The sequence below is a fragment of the Pseudoalteromonas sp. TP27 genome, assembly GCF_056470645.1.
This window is the reverse complement of record NZ_JARDAK010000006.1, coordinates 1-15186: the sequence shown is the minus strand read 5'-3', so window position 1 is coordinate 15186 and position 15186 is coordinate 1. Positions and strand designations below refer to the sequence as shown.

Below are 15186 nucleotides of genomic sequence, written 5' to 3'. Positions count from 1 at the left end.
CGCAACTAACACAAAGCGCCTACTTTACTGTAGGCGCTTTTTTATTGGCATATGAAACAATAAAGCGTGTCCATGCACACTAATAACCGCAGGTGTTTTGCCTACCAACTCACCATCTGCTTCAATCAATAACCCTTCAGTATTTATGAAAGCTTTACTTAAACGGCTATAGGTAAGATTTTTTATATGCTGATGGCGCTTAAAAAATAATTTAATAAAACTTATTACATTATAAAAAAGCCCACCCGATCGCATTTGATAACACTCAAGCTTTCCATCTGTTAAATCAGCATTTGGCGCTATTTCTAAACCACCACCAAAAAATTTATGATTAGCAAATACGGTAATTAAATTTTGATACTGCCTAGCATCATTATTAAACGTGCCGTGTAACTGCTGAGCTTGATAGTAAAATAGCTCTTTTACGCTCATCCAACTGTAATCAAAAGATGAAAAACTAGCTTTAGCCTCAATTACTTTAACTACATGGGCATCAAGCCCTACTCCTGCAATATTAATAAAATAGCGGCTATTAATTTTTCCTACATCAATTGCTGTCGGTGTATTAAATAATGCTTTTCGCCAATCATATTCTTTGCAGCCAAATCCCCTAGAGAAATCGTTACCTGTGCCGCAGGGCAACAACGCTAACGAACAATTGCTCCCTATTAATGCATTAACCGCTAAGTTTAATGTGCCGTCTCCACCTAGTACGATTGCTTTGGTAAATTTACTCAGTAATAAGCTTATTTGAGCACAGTCATTCTCAAAGTTTCCTGTTGTAGTAAATATACAATAAGAGAAACTACGTTTTTTACAGGTGTTTTTAAGCCACATTAGTGATTTTTTACTCTGTTTTTTAATGCTTGGTTTAATAATTATCAGTAGTGACAAGCTTTTGTATCCATGAATCTGTTTAAGGACAAAACAATAGGCGTTTAATTGAATTTTTTTAATCTGAATAACTATTCAAAAAATACCATGCAAAATGCATACAACTAAATATAAAAACAAAGAACCCCAGTATTAAAGCAGGAAAAGCCTATTTACACGTAAATACATATGCAAAAACAATAATACAGCTTACTGAATCGCACGTTAACAAAATGAAATCGGATTAGTTTATCTAATCCCTCAGACTCAATTTTTATCGTTGTATTTTTAATCAAACAACGTGCAAAATGCACGCGATTTCAACATATACAACCCGGAGCAAAATAATGAAACCAATTAACACATTAAATCAAACTGCAGCAGCTCAAGTAGCCGTTAAACCAACTAACCGTAAAGCAAGAATGTTAGCTAAACTTAACACAATTGGTAAAAGACTAGCACTTAGCGGCGCAGCTCAATATAAATAATCACTCGACCATGATTATTTTTGCGGTGCAGCAAACACCTAACCACTAAATGAAGTCACTTATTTAGCTCCCCTTTGTTTGCTGCAACCTATTTATTTTATTAAAAATTGCCTTAATTTCCCCTTATTTACAAAAAAAACCTCATTTACGTACATTTTTTAGGCAAACAGTCATTTTGCTATTTACACAGCGGTATCACCTAAGTATTATTCTGCGTCACGGAGAGATGGCAGAGTGGTCGAATGCACCGGTCTTGAAAACCGGCATGGGTTTATAGCCCATCTAGGGTTCAAATCCCTATCTCTCCACCATATTTTAATTGGTGGCTTTTTTTACTTCCATCAATACAAACGGTTATGCGTTGGAGAGGTGTCCGAGTGGCCGAAGGAGCTCCCCTGCTAAGGGAGTATAGAGTTTGTAGCTCTATCGAGGGTTCGAATCCCTCCCTCTCCACCATACTTAATTTAAACCACTTAATTGTGGTTTTTTTGTACCTAAAATTTAACACCGATACTAAATTGGGAGGGTGAGAACCCTCGACAGGGTTCGACAAAATGTCTGGAACATTTTGGGCCGCTGCAAGCGTCGCGCAGCGATTGATTACATGGATGTAAGCAAGTCTATCCCTCCCTCTCCACCATACTTAATTTAAACCACTTAATTGTGGTTTTTTTGTGCCTAAATTTTAACACCGATACTAAATTGGGAGGGTGAGAACCCTCGACAGGGTTCGACAAAATGTCTGGAACATTTTGGGCCGCTGCAAGCGTCGCGCAGCGATTGATTACATGGATGTAAGCAAGTCTATCCCCCTCTGGACCATACTTATACCAACCTGCATAAATCTTTGATCAATTTAACGAATTAAATTTCACTATAACGTCGTTAAAAATTTTTTATTTAGAACAACTAGATACAAAAATTTTTGCCTAGTTCTAGCATAATTTTCTTAACGTTAAATAGACCCCATATATAATAAACCACTTAATTGTGGTTTTTTTGTGCCTAAACTTTATAACAACTAAACAAATTGTGCCTAGTAATAACTTAGGGCATTATTAACACAACTTTAGCCACTTTAGGTTTAGCTATGATCCGGTTCATATTGCTATCAGTTTGCGCGGCAACACCATTTTTTACCTTGGCACAAAGTACAACTGTGTATAAATGTGTCATTAAGGGCGTTCCTACCTTTAGCCAAACGCCTTGCGCTAAAGATGCACAAATTATTACTTTAAAAGATATAAACGTAATTGAAGCATACAAAAGCTCTACACCCGGTAAAGGTATTACCGACTCCTCTGTGGATGATTACTTAGAAGTTCAACAAATAGAGCGTGAAATAAAGCGCCTTGAGCTATCTATTGAACAAAGCCAAAAAGAATATGCAGCTAAAAAACAACAGATAGATTACATGACTCAAGATAAAGCCAATCGTTTAGGCGCTTCGTCTATTGCTGATGCTATCGCAACTAAAACAAATTCGTTAAAGCAAGCTTACGACGCATCAATTAATCAAACGCAGCAAAAAATAGAGTCATTAAAACAAAGAAAGCAGCAGCTTAGCCAAAATCCTTAAGCGCTTGTTTTACTATCGATATAAACTGCTCAACGTCTTCTCGGGTATTATAAATATGTGGCGATACTCGTATTCCAAATTTACGAGCATCTACACTAACTTTCGCTTTATCAAGCCCTGTAAGTACATATTCTTGCAGCCCGGCAAAAAACAAAATAACAGTCCCGCTGCATTTATCACTACTCATAGGTGATACAACATATTCGCTTAGTTGCTCATGAATAAGCGTAAGCATAGCTAAATTATGCTCCCTTACCTTGTGAGCAGTTAGCTCTGCAAAGTAAGCAATGCTATTGGCGGCAATAATATAAGGCGCTACAGAAGGAGTGCCCCCCCAAAATTTGAGCGCACTGGCGTTATATTCAAAATGATTAATATCGAACTCAAATGGGTTTTGATGCGAAAACCAACCCACATCTTTAGGTTCACAATATGCTATTTGGTGTTTGTTAACCCACAAATATGCTGCGCCTGGACCACCACATAACCATTTAACGCTCGAGCCAATCATAAAGTCAGCATCGAGTACGCTTAAATCAAGCGGTATAACACCCGCAGACTGAGCAACGTCAACTATCGATAAACTCTTGGTTAATTTACTTATAGCTACAATATCGTATACAGGTGCCTGCACTCCTGTATTTGAATATACGTGGCTTATAAAAACTAAATCGATATCGGCGGTTATATAACGCTGCCAAACACTAATATCACTTAAATCTTCGTGCTCAGGTATAAACATGATTTGCGCGCACTTTGGTAATGCTTTTTGCATTGCAAAGCCCATGCTCGGAAAATCACTTTGCGCCATAAGCACTTTACAATTTTTTTGTTGTAACCGAGGGTGCGACATAAGCAACTTTGTTAAGCCACTTGATAAATTAGCTTGAGGACAAAACTGCGAACTAGGCGCATTAAATAACTTACCAAGTACAGTAGTAAACTGCTCAACTGCGGGCAGCCATTGCTGCCAAGGCTCTTTATTTGATCTCTCCCATGGAAGGAAGTAATGCTGGGCTAAATATTGCTGCGTATTTTTAAGAGGACGCCCTACCGAGTGGTTTAATAAATAACAGCCATCGGCCATACAAAAATCATTTTGAAGCATGCTATTTAACCCATTCTTTAAGTGTATTTAGATCATCAAAACGTGTTTTTATATCGTCGCGTTTTGCACTGGCTCGCCTATCTCTTAATTTTTCGAGCGAATCAAGTAATACATGAAGCGGCGGACCACTTGCTGTTACCTTGCTCATATGCTGCTGTTGCATATTTTTTGAGGGCTGTGCAATAAACTTTTCGACTAGTTGATTATGATGACCGACTGCGGTGTCGCCATGTAATTTGCACACTTGGATAAATAGCTTTGCGTGGCTTTTAAACCAATTTGTATTTTTATATTGCTCTGCTTGTAAAAAGTCATCCATAAAGCTTTGCATACGCATGGCTTCTCGCAGGATTTGTTGATCCTCTGGCATCATATATAAAAACTTATCCACCAGCATTTGCGAGTAACTAGGCTCATTTGCACTACAAAGCCCTAGTAACATATCAATCACGTTAATACCTGCAAAGTCACCAGCATTGGCGCCTCTGTAAACCTCTTTACCTACACGATACGGCTTATAGTAAGGGCGAACACAGTTAAAAAAGCGATCTGTATCGAGCTCAGTATAAAGTGCATTATTTGAATCAATAACATCTATAAGCGCCTGTTTAGCTACTTTTAGTAACTCACCGCATAAAGGATGTGAAATACCTAACGGCAATATTTTTAGTAAAGCATCACTTGCGCGTTTATAGGCCAAAATACCTTGGGTGTTGTAATCTATAAATAGCTTTTCATCAGGTAAATTAGTAAAGCGCTTATAGGTACCGTTAAGTGCTTTGTTATGAGTAGTTAAGTGGGCGGTAGCAAAACGAGGGGTTACGCCAATAGATGCGCCTATATGCATAGCAAGCGCTGAGGCTTCTATTAGTGGGGAGGTGGTTTCTCTGCTTGGTTCGGTAATTTCATGGCGACGGCATGCTGCCATAAACAATCCTACGTTACCGAGTAAGTCAAAAGCGCTATCAAAGCCTTGATCTGTGTTTCCCTCGGCTAATAAATTGCTAATTAATACGTTGCCTTCTTTTTCTAATTGTTGCTTTAAGGCCTCGCCTATTCCTTCTACATTTGCTTTATCTGTTTGCTGCCAATAAAGCTGCTCTAATTCACTGTTTAAAGTGACAAACTCGGTTCGAATCCAGTGATCAAAAATAGCGGTATGTGTGTTCATTGTTGTGCTCTATTATTTTTATAGTTAAATGCTAACAGAGTTCAATGAGGGTAAAACGCCAAAAAAATTAGTAAAAACTGTAATACTTAGCAATAATCACTACAAATATAAAAATAATTAATAAAAGCCGACAACTATGTTAGATAAAAAAGATCAGCAATTACTTATCGCACTACAAAGCCAAGCTCGTATGTCGGTTTCAGATTTAGCCAGCAGCATTAACCTGTCAGATACCCCCTGCCTAAGACGTATAAAAAAGTTAGAGCAAGAAAACATTATTACCGGCTACCACGCCGCCATAAATCCTAAAACACTTAACCTTAATGTGTTGGTATATGCGTTTGTGCGATTAAGCCAAAACTCGGTAAGTGCTGCAGAGCAATTTGAGCAACATGTAGAAAAATTACCACATGTATTAGAGTGTTGTGTAATATCAGGAAGCTATGATTATTTATTAAAAATCATTGCACATGATCTTGAGAGCTACGAAACATTTGTAAAACATCAACTAGGTAGTTTAAGTTGTATTGCAAATATAGAATCAACAGTCGTGTTAAAGCAGTCATTTAGCAAAAAACAGTTACCATTATAAAAATAACCAAAATAACTTACTGTTAGCTATAATGATATTTCAAAACGATAATAATAATTGCTTGGACCTTATGTGAAAAATTTTAACTCTAAAAATCATTCCATTATTTTTTACATCATGTTTGCTTTAGCATATTTTTTAATGGGTATAGCACTCACTAAACTTGCTTTTAATTCACAAATAATTCCAGTTTGGTTACCTGCTGGTATTGCTCTGGTCGGTTGTTATATTTGGTGGTGGCGCTTTATCCCGCCTTTATTTGTAGCTGCAATTGCATTTAATTTAAATATTTTTGATAGTTCAGCTCATGAGCTAGTCCTTGTCGGTAACTCATTTAACGAGGCAATGTATATCGCCTTTGGTGTGGTTATACAGGCAATGGTGGGCGCTGCTTTACTAAAATTTTGGCTTGGCCACCCACTACGCTTTAAAAAGCGTAAAAACATAATTTACTTTATTCTCGTCATAGCCATATTAGTCAGTTTAATTTCGGCTAACTTTGGCGTGTTCGCTCTTAGTCAATTTAACTCAGTTTACAGTATTGATAATCATTGGAAGAATGTTATTTACTGGTGGCTTGGCGATACATTAGGAGTAATAATTGCAACTCCGTTTTTACTTTCTTTATTACCACAAAAGTCTAACCAACATAATATATCGGCGTTTCCAACAATTGCAGTATGTTCTATTTTATTTGTGTCGGTTGCGGTTACAACACAGCTATACGATCAAGAAAACCGTATAAGCACAATTAAAATCGCCGAACGTGAAGTACACGTTATAGAAAATAGCCTTTATAGATATACAAATCGCAGTATTATTGCAGTGCAGAGCCTAGCAAGTCAGGTTCAATCATCTTCAACATTAAGCCAACAAGATTTTTATTCTTATGCTAGCCAATTACTAACCCAGCATGCGTTTATTCACGCTTTATCGTGGAATGCAAAAATACCTCAAGATCAACGAGACGTCTTTGCTCAAGAGATATCAAACATTTACCATTTAGATGTTGATGTAGTAGGTGAGCCTCTTGAAATTAGCGATCCCCTTGTTATAGTAAAATACATAGCTCCTTTTAATGGTAATCAAAAAGCTATTGGCTTTAATGTATTTTCAAACCCTGATCGAAAAAATTCCCTGCTTAACCCTGCTATAAAATATATGCCCGTAGGGACTAAGATAATTCAACTAGTACAGACCAAACAGCCTAAGCCAGCTTATTTATTATTTGCTCCTGTGTATTCTCAAAGTAACGATAAAGAAACAATTAAAGGCTATGCCACAGGTGTATTTTTAGTACGAAGTATTATTGAACAAGCTATTACTAAACAGCAGTCTGATATGTTTTCGATTGGTATATATGAAGATACAAACACACCGCCGTTTTATAGTAATTACTCTCAAGATGTTCAGCAAGCCAAAGGCAGCCGTTTAATGTCGTTTGACGTGGACTTTGCAGGGCAAAAATGGATTGTAAAACTATCCCTTAAAGAAAGCTTTTTAACACAACATAACAGTCAGCTAACTTTATTATTACTCATACTTCAAGTTGCCGTATGTTCTTTAATTTTAATGGTTTTACTACTGTTTAATCAGCAACAAATAGCGCTTACACGTCAAGTTGCAGAGCGTACACACTCACTCGCACAAGCAAAACAGCAGTCCGATTTAGCTAATCAAGCTAAAAGCCAATTTTTAGCTAATATGAGCCACGAAATACGAACACCGCTCAATGCCGTTATTGGTTTTTCTTCACTTGCTCGCGAAACAGACACTGCAAGTACACTCATTGGCTATTTAGATAAAATAAACTCATCATCTAAAAGTTTATTAAACTTAATTAATGACATTCTTGATATATCAAAAATAGAATCCCAAAAGTTAGTTATTGAATCTATTGCATTCGACCTAGGTGCCTTAATAACACGCATAAACAATATGTTTGAACAAAGTGCTGTTAACAAAGGTATTAAATGGCAAGTTAACTCAAAGCTACCTTTAGATACCTGGTTTATTGGTGATCCGATGCGAATTGAGCAGATATTACTTAATTTATGTAGTAACGCGATTAAATTTACAAGCCAAGGCAGCGTTACTTTAAACATAGAAACAGAGTTTACTGCCGCCAATAAAGTACAGCTTGTTATAACCATTAGGGATACCGGAATAGGTATAAAGCCAAGCCAACATAAAAAATTATTTAATGCATTTACCCAAGCTGATAGCTCTACCTCTAGGCAATTTGGTGGTACAGGGCTGGGCTTAACAATAGCAAAAGAGCTAAGCCAATTAATGGGGGGAGAAATAGCACTTGAAAGTGAAATAGATAAAGGCTCTACGTTTACATTTTCAATGCAATTAGAAACAACAGAGCCTAAAAAAGAACATGTTATTACATTTGATAATACTAATATTACTTCGCTAGACATTTTGGTCGCAGAAGACAACCCAGTGAATCAAATGGTTATTAAAGCGATGCTTGGCTCGCTGGGGATTGTGCCGTATATAGTAGAAAATGGCGAACTGGCCGTTGATATAGTTAAAAAGCAGCATTTTGACTTAGTGCTTATGGATTGCCAAATGCCTGTAATGGATGGCTATAGGGCAACGGCCCTAATCCGCCAGTTTAAAACCGAACAAGAACTCCCGATTATTGCTTTAACTGCCGACGTTATGCCAGAGGATAAAGCACATGCACAAGCCGTTGGATTTAACCAACATCTTGCAAAACCGCTTGAACTCATTAAGCTAACTGAGTGTCTTGCCCAATATGCAGTAGTTAATGAATAATAGTGATTTAATTTTAAGAATAGTTTTAAGAATAGTTTTAAGAGTAGCTTTTGGTTTTGTTTTAAGTATTTTTTCGCATATTACCGTCGCTCAAAACTGTATATCGCAGGCGAGCGACTTTAAATTTATAACAAAAAGTAAGCAACAAGGCTTATTACGCTTTGAAAATGAGCACAACCACCAGCGCTTTAATTACCACGCCCTTTTGCCATTTAACGATTACTTAGATTTTGCATATAAACATATAAATAAAGCCAATCCACGTGCAAATATGCCATGCCCTGTTATTACACAAACGTATCAGCAATTAGTAACACAAGGTACGCGAAAACCTGACCCTACTATTGCAGATATTATTGCCCCTTTTGAGCTTACGCATCCAAACAGCAATAAAGTTGCGCTATTAATCCACGGACTAACTGACTCCCCCTTTACGTATCACGATTTAGCACAAGTGTATTATCAGCAAGGCTATACTGTGCGTACTATTTTATTACCAGGACATGGAAGCGCCGCAAGTGCGTTACTCAATGTAGACGTTAGCCAATGGCAACAAGCAATAAAATACGGTATTGAACGCTCCGTACAAGACTTTGATGAGGTGATACTCGCAGGTTACTCTACCGGTGCAGCGTTACTTATTGATTACGCAACCAAACACACTGTATCCTCTAAAATTAAAGCGCTTATGCTTTATTCGCCCGGCTCTGAGCCACATAATAAGTACGGCTGGATAGCAAAGTGGATTGATGCCATACCCTTTGTTAATTGGATTGATAAAGATGCCGATGTAGACTTTGCTAAGTATGAATCATTTCCTCTAAACGCAGCTGCCGCTTCGTACGATGCAATGTCACTTGCAAGTGTAAGTAGCTTAAACAAACGCCCTGCACTTAAATTACCTATTTTTAGTGTACTTAGTGATATTGATACCACGATAGACACGCGTGCCACGCTAAAGTTATTGAGTACATTACACAAAGATAATTCAGTAAAATATAAGCCACTCGATACTTTAGTACTTTATGGAAGCACCAATATTTTACCGCCAGACTTTGCGAGTGACTACACAGTAAATAATCCGCAATGCACAACACCTCAATGTAAAAAGGTTCATGGTATGTCGCATATTGCTGTTGTTAACTCACCGCAAAATCCACATTATGGAATTAACGCCACTTATCGCAATTGTGGCAGCTTTATTAACGATGAGTCCCTGTATGAAACATGTAAAACAACTAAAAAACCACAACTAGGAGAGCGTACAAGCGCCAACTTAAAACACTATCCGGCTTTACAGCGCTTAACTTATAATCCTCATTTTACCGAGCTTAAAATGCAAATTAGTACGTTTATTAAAAACGTAGAACAGCTTAGAACAACTACAAGGTAAGTAGTCATGGGAACGTTTTCGCACCAATGGTTTAGCAGTATTAATGAGATTGATCAGGCGCAGTGGCAACGTTTATTTGGTGATGAACCATTTACTCAACATACTTTTTTATATGCCCTTGAACAAAGCCAATGCGTAACACAAAAAAGCGGTTGGCAGCCCCATCACCTCGCTATTTTTGAAGATGATACGCTCGTTGCACTTGCACCCGGGTATTTAAAAAGTCATTCATACGGCGAGTATGTATTTGACTGGGCATGGGCTGAGGCATACGAAAAACATGGTTTAGAGTACTACCCAAAATGGCTATCTGGCATTCCCTTTAGCCCTATTGAAGGCAAGCGTATTGCTATCGAGCACGCTAACCCAAATACGGTGTATCAGTACATTACAGAGCAACTTAGCTTACACAGTGCTGAGCAAAGGTGGTCGGGGTGGCATGTTAATTTTTGCGACCAAGCCCAAGCCACCTCATTAACTGAGCAACACGCCATGTTAAGAGTAGGTGTGCAATTTCAGTGGTTTAATAAAGGTTATGAATCCTTTGACGACTTTTTGCAGGTGCTTAGCTCACGAAAACGTAAGTCACTTAAAAAAGAGCGAGCTAAAATAGCGCAACAGAACATTGATATTGAATGGCTGCAAGGAACGCAAATTACGCCCGAGATAATGCAATTGTTTTGTGAGTTTTATCAGCGTACCTACTTAAAGCGATCTGGTCATTTGGGCTATTTAAATATGGAGTTTTTTACGCTTTTACACGCCTTAATGGCTAATACTCTAGTTATTATGCTGGCCAAAAGAGACGATAACGTGATTGCTGCAACACTTAGTTTAGTAGGTAAAAATACGCTTTATGGGCGCTACTGGGGAGCAAGTGAAGAAGTAGATTCGCTGCACTTTGAATTGTGTTATTACCAAGGTATTGAGTTTGCAATAAAGCATAAACTCAACTGTTTTCATTCGGGTGCACAAGGTGAGCACAAAATAGCACGCGGATTTGAACCCGTACTTACCTACTCTGCTCACCATATTGTTGATGGCGACTTTAGTAATGCAATAAGCGACTACTTAAAGCGTGAACGCGGCCATATTGATATATATAAAGAGCAATGTAGCTCATTACTGCCGTTTAAAAACGAGTAACTGATTATTTGCAGGCATGGCTGTATCGCTAATAAGCGTAAGCCTTGCTTGCTTAGCTAGTTGTTCAACTGCTTCAAAATCTCTTATTCCACTTAACGGATCGCGCTCTGTTAAAAAAGCACTAAAGTCATCATTACTTGGGCTGGTAAATTCACCTTTGTATTTGAATGGCCCATAAATACACAACATACCGTCGCTATTTAAGTGACGTTTAACACCGTCAAAAAAACGTTCAACTAATTGCCAACTTACAATATGAAATGTGTTTGCAGTATAAATAGCGTCAACCTTATCTACTGGCCATTCATTATTTAAATCAAGCTCAAGTGGTGCATGTAAATTAGTTAAATTAGCTTCGCGGTGCCATAAGTTAATCCCTTCGTGGTTTATAGCGCGATCACTTGTATGCCACTGTAAATGTGGTAATTGCTCTGCAAAAAAAACACTATGCTGGCCGGTTCCTGAGCCAACTTCGAGTACTGTTTTAGTGTTTTTTAATACAACTCTTAATTGCTCTAAAATAGGGGTTTTATTGTTTTCACAGGCTTGTGAAAATGGCTTTGTCATTACTGTGCACCAAAATTGTAGATTAATGCACAACAGTAAAGCAAATTTAGCTTATTTTGTCGTGATGAAAAAAATATAATTTTTAAACACTATAACTATCATACGGTTGAACTGGTTCATTATGATTGGTACGTAATATGCTTTTATATAGCTAACCCACTAAAGGGTTTAACTTATATTAAATTTCAAAGGATAAAATTATGCATATACCCCCTTATACAGCTGTAGACGCAGCTATTGCTATAACCGAAAAAACCACCGACGATCATAGTTACGCCGTTGATATGAGAGCTACAGTAATCGATTTACTTTCGCACCCTAAACACAATCAACAGGCGATGACCAAACATGAAACAGATCAGATATTTATTCTTGGCTACAATTAAAACTCAAATTAGTATCGCAAATAATTTTTATAATAACTGTTTACACTGAAACCGATTAAATGTAATGATAACCATTATCGTTAACTTGAGTCGGTTTTTTTATGTCTTCAAATTATGCCCAGCATCGTTACCATCAAGAACTCTCTTGCCATTGCTTAAGACCAGGCCTACATGCACCCATGCTCGTTGCCGATTACATAGAAACCGCCCTTAACGTCGCCAAAAAATTTGAGCAACAACGTAATCCCTTGCTTCAAGAGTTTTACCTTCGACGCACACACCATGAAATTATGAACAAAATGTGCGACCCTCTTATACATAATGCTATTCGTAAACAATGTTTAGAGCAGTTATACAAACCTTTATTAGCACTAAAACGGTTTTATAAAGTGCATAACAATACTGCACAATTTTTAATACTTGAGCGTGAAGCTCGTATTCTTAGTCACGAATTCAACCCTTTTTAAGGAGCACACTTATGAGCAACTCTAGAACAGAATCAGACAGCATGGGCGAGCTAAAAGTACCTACTGATGCACTCTATCAAGCGCAAACACAGCGAGCGGTTAATAATTTTGCCATTAGTGGCTTACCTATGCCGAAGCAATTTATAACTGCACTGGCTTATATAAAACAAGCCGCAGCACAAAGTAACTATGAGCTTGGGCATTTAAGCAAAGCTAAAGCCAATGCTATTGAGCAAGCTTGCCAAAGTATTATTGATGGCGAGCACATTGAGCATTTCCCCGTTGATATTTTTCAAACCGGTTCGGGCACAAGCTCAAATATGAATGCCAATGAAGTTATTGCAACGCTTGCTAGCCGGATAGGCAGTGAAAGCATTCACCCTAATGATGATGTAAACATGGGACAAAGTTCTAACGATGTAGTTCCTACTGCTATCGCACTCAGTAGTGCAATAAACGTAGTGTATGAATTACTTCCTTCGCTTGAAAACTTATCGCAAAGCCTGGAAAAGAAAAAAGCTGAAGTAGGCCATATAGTTAAAACGGGCCGTACGCATTTAATGGATGCAATGCCTGTAACTTTTGATCAAACTCTAAGTGCATGGCAGTCACAAGTTAACCATGCCGCTACAGGAATTAGACATAGCTTAGAGCGTGTATGCGAGCTCGCACAAGGCGGTACAGCCGTTGGAACAGGAATAAATGCAGACCCTAAATTTGCAGCAAAATTTACAGAAAACCTGAGTGCCAATGTAGGCATTAGATTTACGCCTAGTAGTAACTTTTTTTATAACATAGGCTCACAAGACGCCATCGTCGCGCTTTCAGGGCAATTAAAAGTACTCGCTGTCGCACAAATGAAAATAGCAAACGACTTACGCTGGATGAACTCAGGCCCACTTGCAGGTTTAGGTGAAATAGAGCTTGAAGCGCTTCAACCAGGTTCATCTATTATGCCTGGCAAAGTAAATCCTGTTATACCTGAAGCAGCCGCAATGGTAAGTGCACAAGTAATAGGTAACGACGCCACTATTACGGTAGCCGGCCAGGCGGGTAATTTTGAGCTAAACGTTATGCTGCCAGTCATTGCGTATAATATTTTACAAAGCATAGAATTACTTGCCAATAGCGCGCAGGCATTGGGCGATAAAGCCATTGCCAGCTTTAAGGTAAATCAGCCTAATATAGATAAAGCGCTCGCTAAAAATCCAATTTTGGTAACGGCGCTTAATCCGGTGATCGGTTATGAAAAAGCAGCAAAAATAGCAAAGCAGGCTTATAAAGAAGCCCGCCCTATTATTGATGTAGCCGAACAAGAAACTGATCTACCGCGCGAAGAACTCGAAAAATTACTCAACCCTACCAAACTAACGCAGGGCGGACTTTAACAGAATAATTTTTTAGTGCCTTTAATTACTTGATAATATAGTTTTTATTGCCGTAAAAAATGCACCGTGTATGATAGTGATGAATATTTCATCACTATCAAGGTTTGTTATGCGTACCCCATTGTTAGCCATACTTTTACCACTGTGTTTAACTGCATGCTTAGATAAAGCACCCACTGAAACGCAGCAAGTAACAATCACCTCAGAAGCTGAAGCACCAAAGCAAGAGCTACAAAAGCTAAAAGAAAACACTCAATTACAAGAAAATACTAAAAAGAACGTAGTTGCTGAAAAAATACCAAAAGCTGATTTAAAAAACGTTTCAATAGACGATATAAAAGCAGCTAAAACCGAATTAAATACACTAATTACAGATAAGCAATGTGATACCAGCACCCAATGCAGAATAAGTGCAGTAGGCAGTCGCGCATGTGGTGGGCCAAGCAGCTTTGTCGTATATTCAACAAACACTGCGTCTGAAGATCAAGTAACAGCCCTTAGCGACAAAATTACTAAGCTTGAAAGTAGTTATAATTCACAAAAAGGAATGATGAGCATTTGTCAGCATTTAACAACGCCAAGCACGCAGTGTGTTGAAAATAAATGTGTTAAACTTGAAGGCTCAGCGGTAAGTGCATTTTAAGGATAACGTTATGAGTTGTTTACCATCAACAGTTAAACTGTCAATTATAAGCATTGCTAGCAGCATTTTATTACTAAGTGGTTGTGCTAGCACTGTGACGTCAAATGAGCAAAGTAAAAACTTGTCTGACTTGAACTATGATCTGAATAACATGGTGAGTAATAATAGCTGCACCGCTAGCTTTCAGTGCAAAGTCCTTGAAGTCGGCGCACGTGCTTGTGGCGGACCGAGTAAATATGCTGTTTATTCAACGCTAAACACCTCTCAAGAAGAAGCAGAACAGCTTGCTCAACAAATAACAAAACAAGAAAGCATACAAAATAAAGCACAAGGCTTAACTGATTGTTCTCCTGTACTTGAAGTGCAATCGCTGTGTATTAATCAGCAGTGCCAGTCGTTTGATATAAAATAAAAACGGCCACCTTAACTTCAGCGTTAACTTAAATATGGAATTAACGCTGAAATTACTACCACCAATACCACGCAAATACCCGCTTTAATAATGTATTTCATGGGCATTGTTTTAAGTACCCAATACGCATAAATAAAGCGTACAAAATAACTCGCCGCAGTACCAAACAACGCAAAAATAATT

Annotated in this window: 15 protein-coding genes and 2 tRNA genes; 13 read left to right on the top strand and 4 right to left on the bottom strand. The window is 38.0% G+C overall.

The window, feature by feature from the left end:
• Window positions 1-24: 24 nt before the first annotated feature.
• A complete protein-coding gene (locus PX700_RS09090; protein WP_479520531.1) occupies window positions 25-894 on the bottom strand; it encodes a diacylglycerol/lipid kinase family protein in 870 nt (289 codons plus the stop codon).
• A 326-nt stretch (window positions 895-1220) separates the two neighbouring features.
• Between PX700_RS09090 and PX700_RS09085 the strand changes: the two genes are divergently transcribed.
• The 4 genes from PX700_RS09085 (at window position 1221) to PX700_RS09070 (ending at window position 2940) form a co-directional block, all read left to right on the top strand.
• Window positions 1221-1361 (top strand): hypothetical protein, encoded by a 141-nt coding sequence (locus PX700_RS09085; RefSeq protein WP_004335040.1) that lies wholly within the window; start codon window positions 1221-1223, stop codon window positions 1359-1361.
• Window positions 1362-1581: 220 nt separating this feature from the next.
• A tRNA-Ser gene (locus PX700_RS09080) sits at window positions 1582-1672 on the top strand.
• A gap of 52 nt (window positions 1673-1724) precedes the next feature.
• Window positions 1725-1817: transfer RNA gene (locus tag PX700_RS09075), tRNA-Ser, on the top strand.
• A gap of 634 nt (window positions 1818-2451) precedes the next feature.
• On the top strand, window positions 2452-2940 hold the full coding sequence (locus PX700_RS09070) for an RNA-binding protein (RefSeq protein ID WP_415638446.1): 489 nt from the start codon (window positions 2452-2454) through the stop codon (window positions 2938-2940).
• Here the strand turns inward: PX700_RS09070 and PX700_RS09065 are convergent.
• Both PX700_RS09065 and PX700_RS09060 read right to left on the bottom strand, forming a co-directional pair.
• Window positions 2924-4048, bottom strand: coding sequence for an aminotransferase class V-fold PLP-dependent enzyme (locus PX700_RS09065; RefSeq protein ID WP_479520530.1), 1125 nt, complete (start codon window positions 4046-4048; stop codon window positions 2924-2926). The genes PX700_RS09070 and PX700_RS09065 overlap by 17 nt on opposite strands.
• A 1-nt stretch (window position 4049) precedes the next feature.
• Window positions 4050-5219 (bottom strand): PrnB family protein, encoded by a 1170-nt coding sequence (locus PX700_RS09060; protein WP_479520529.1) that lies wholly within the window; start codon window positions 5217-5219, stop codon window positions 4050-4052.
• Window positions 5220-5355: 136 nt separating this feature from the next.
• On the opposite strand from PX700_RS09060, the gene PX700_RS09055 reads away from it, so the two are divergent.
• The 4 genes from PX700_RS09055 (at window position 5356) to PX700_RS09040 (ending at window position 11140) form a co-directional block, all read left to right on the top strand.
• On the top strand, window positions 5356-5811 hold the full coding sequence (locus PX700_RS09055; RefSeq protein WP_479520528.1) for an Lrp/AsnC family transcriptional regulator: 456 nt from the start codon (window positions 5356-5358) through the stop codon (window positions 5809-5811).
• A 72-nt stretch (window positions 5812-5883) separates the two neighbouring features.
• On the top strand, window positions 5884-8601 hold the full coding sequence (locus PX700_RS09050; protein WP_479520527.1) for an ATP-binding protein: 2718 nt from the start codon (window positions 5884-5886) through the stop codon (window positions 8599-8601).
• Window positions 8594-9994: an alpha/beta hydrolase gene (locus tag PX700_RS09045; protein WP_479520526.1), complete on the top strand. Its 1401-nt coding sequence runs from the start codon at window positions 8594-8596 to the stop codon at window positions 9992-9994. The genes PX700_RS09050 and PX700_RS09045 overlap by 8 nt, the downstream gene beginning before the upstream one ends.
• A 6-nt stretch (window positions 9995-10000) precedes the next feature.
• The gene (locus PX700_RS09040) at window positions 10001-11140 is read left to right on the top strand and encodes a GNAT family N-acetyltransferase (protein WP_479520525.1); all 1140 of its coding nucleotides are present in this window, start codon (window positions 10001-10003) and stop codon (window positions 11138-11140) included.
• On the opposite strand, the gene PX700_RS09035 is transcribed toward PX700_RS09040, so the two are convergent.
• Window positions 11117-11707 carry a DUF938 domain-containing protein gene (locus tag PX700_RS09035; protein WP_024599676.1) on the bottom strand — a complete coding sequence of 197 codons (591 nt, stop codon included), beginning with the start codon at window positions 11705-11707 and terminating at the stop codon, window positions 11117-11119. The genes PX700_RS09040 and PX700_RS09035 overlap by 24 nt on opposite strands.
• A 200-nt stretch (window positions 11708-11907) precedes the next feature.
• Between PX700_RS09035 and PX700_RS09030 the strand changes: the two genes are divergently transcribed.
• From PX700_RS09030 to PX700_RS09010, 5 genes are all read left to right on the top strand, one after another.
• Complete coding sequence (locus tag PX700_RS09030) at window positions 11908-12093, top strand: hypothetical protein (RefSeq protein WP_010554833.1); 186 nt, start codon at window positions 11908-11910, stop codon at window positions 12091-12093.
• 101 nt (window positions 12094-12194) lie between these two features.
• Window positions 12195-12560 (top strand): hypothetical protein, encoded by a 366-nt coding sequence (locus PX700_RS09025; protein ID WP_231609258.1) that lies wholly within the window; start codon window positions 12195-12197, stop codon window positions 12558-12560.
• An 11-nt stretch (window positions 12561-12571) separates the two neighbouring features.
• Window positions 12572-13948: a class II fumarate hydratase gene (locus tag PX700_RS09020; RefSeq protein WP_479520524.1), complete on the top strand. Its 1377-nt coding sequence runs from the start codon at window positions 12572-12574 to the stop codon at window positions 13946-13948.
• A 109-nt stretch (window positions 13949-14057) separates the two neighbouring features.
• Window positions 14058-14591 carry a hypothetical protein gene (locus tag PX700_RS09015; protein WP_479520523.1) on the top strand — a complete coding sequence of 178 codons (534 nt, stop codon included), beginning with the start codon at window positions 14058-14060 and terminating at the stop codon, window positions 14589-14591.
• A gap of 10 nt (window positions 14592-14601) precedes the next feature.
• Window positions 14602-15003, top strand: a complete 402-nt coding sequence (locus PX700_RS09010) for a hypothetical protein (protein WP_024599672.1) — start codon at window positions 14602-14604, stop codon at window positions 15001-15003.
• The last annotated feature ends 183 nt before the right edge of the window (window positions 15004-15186 follow it).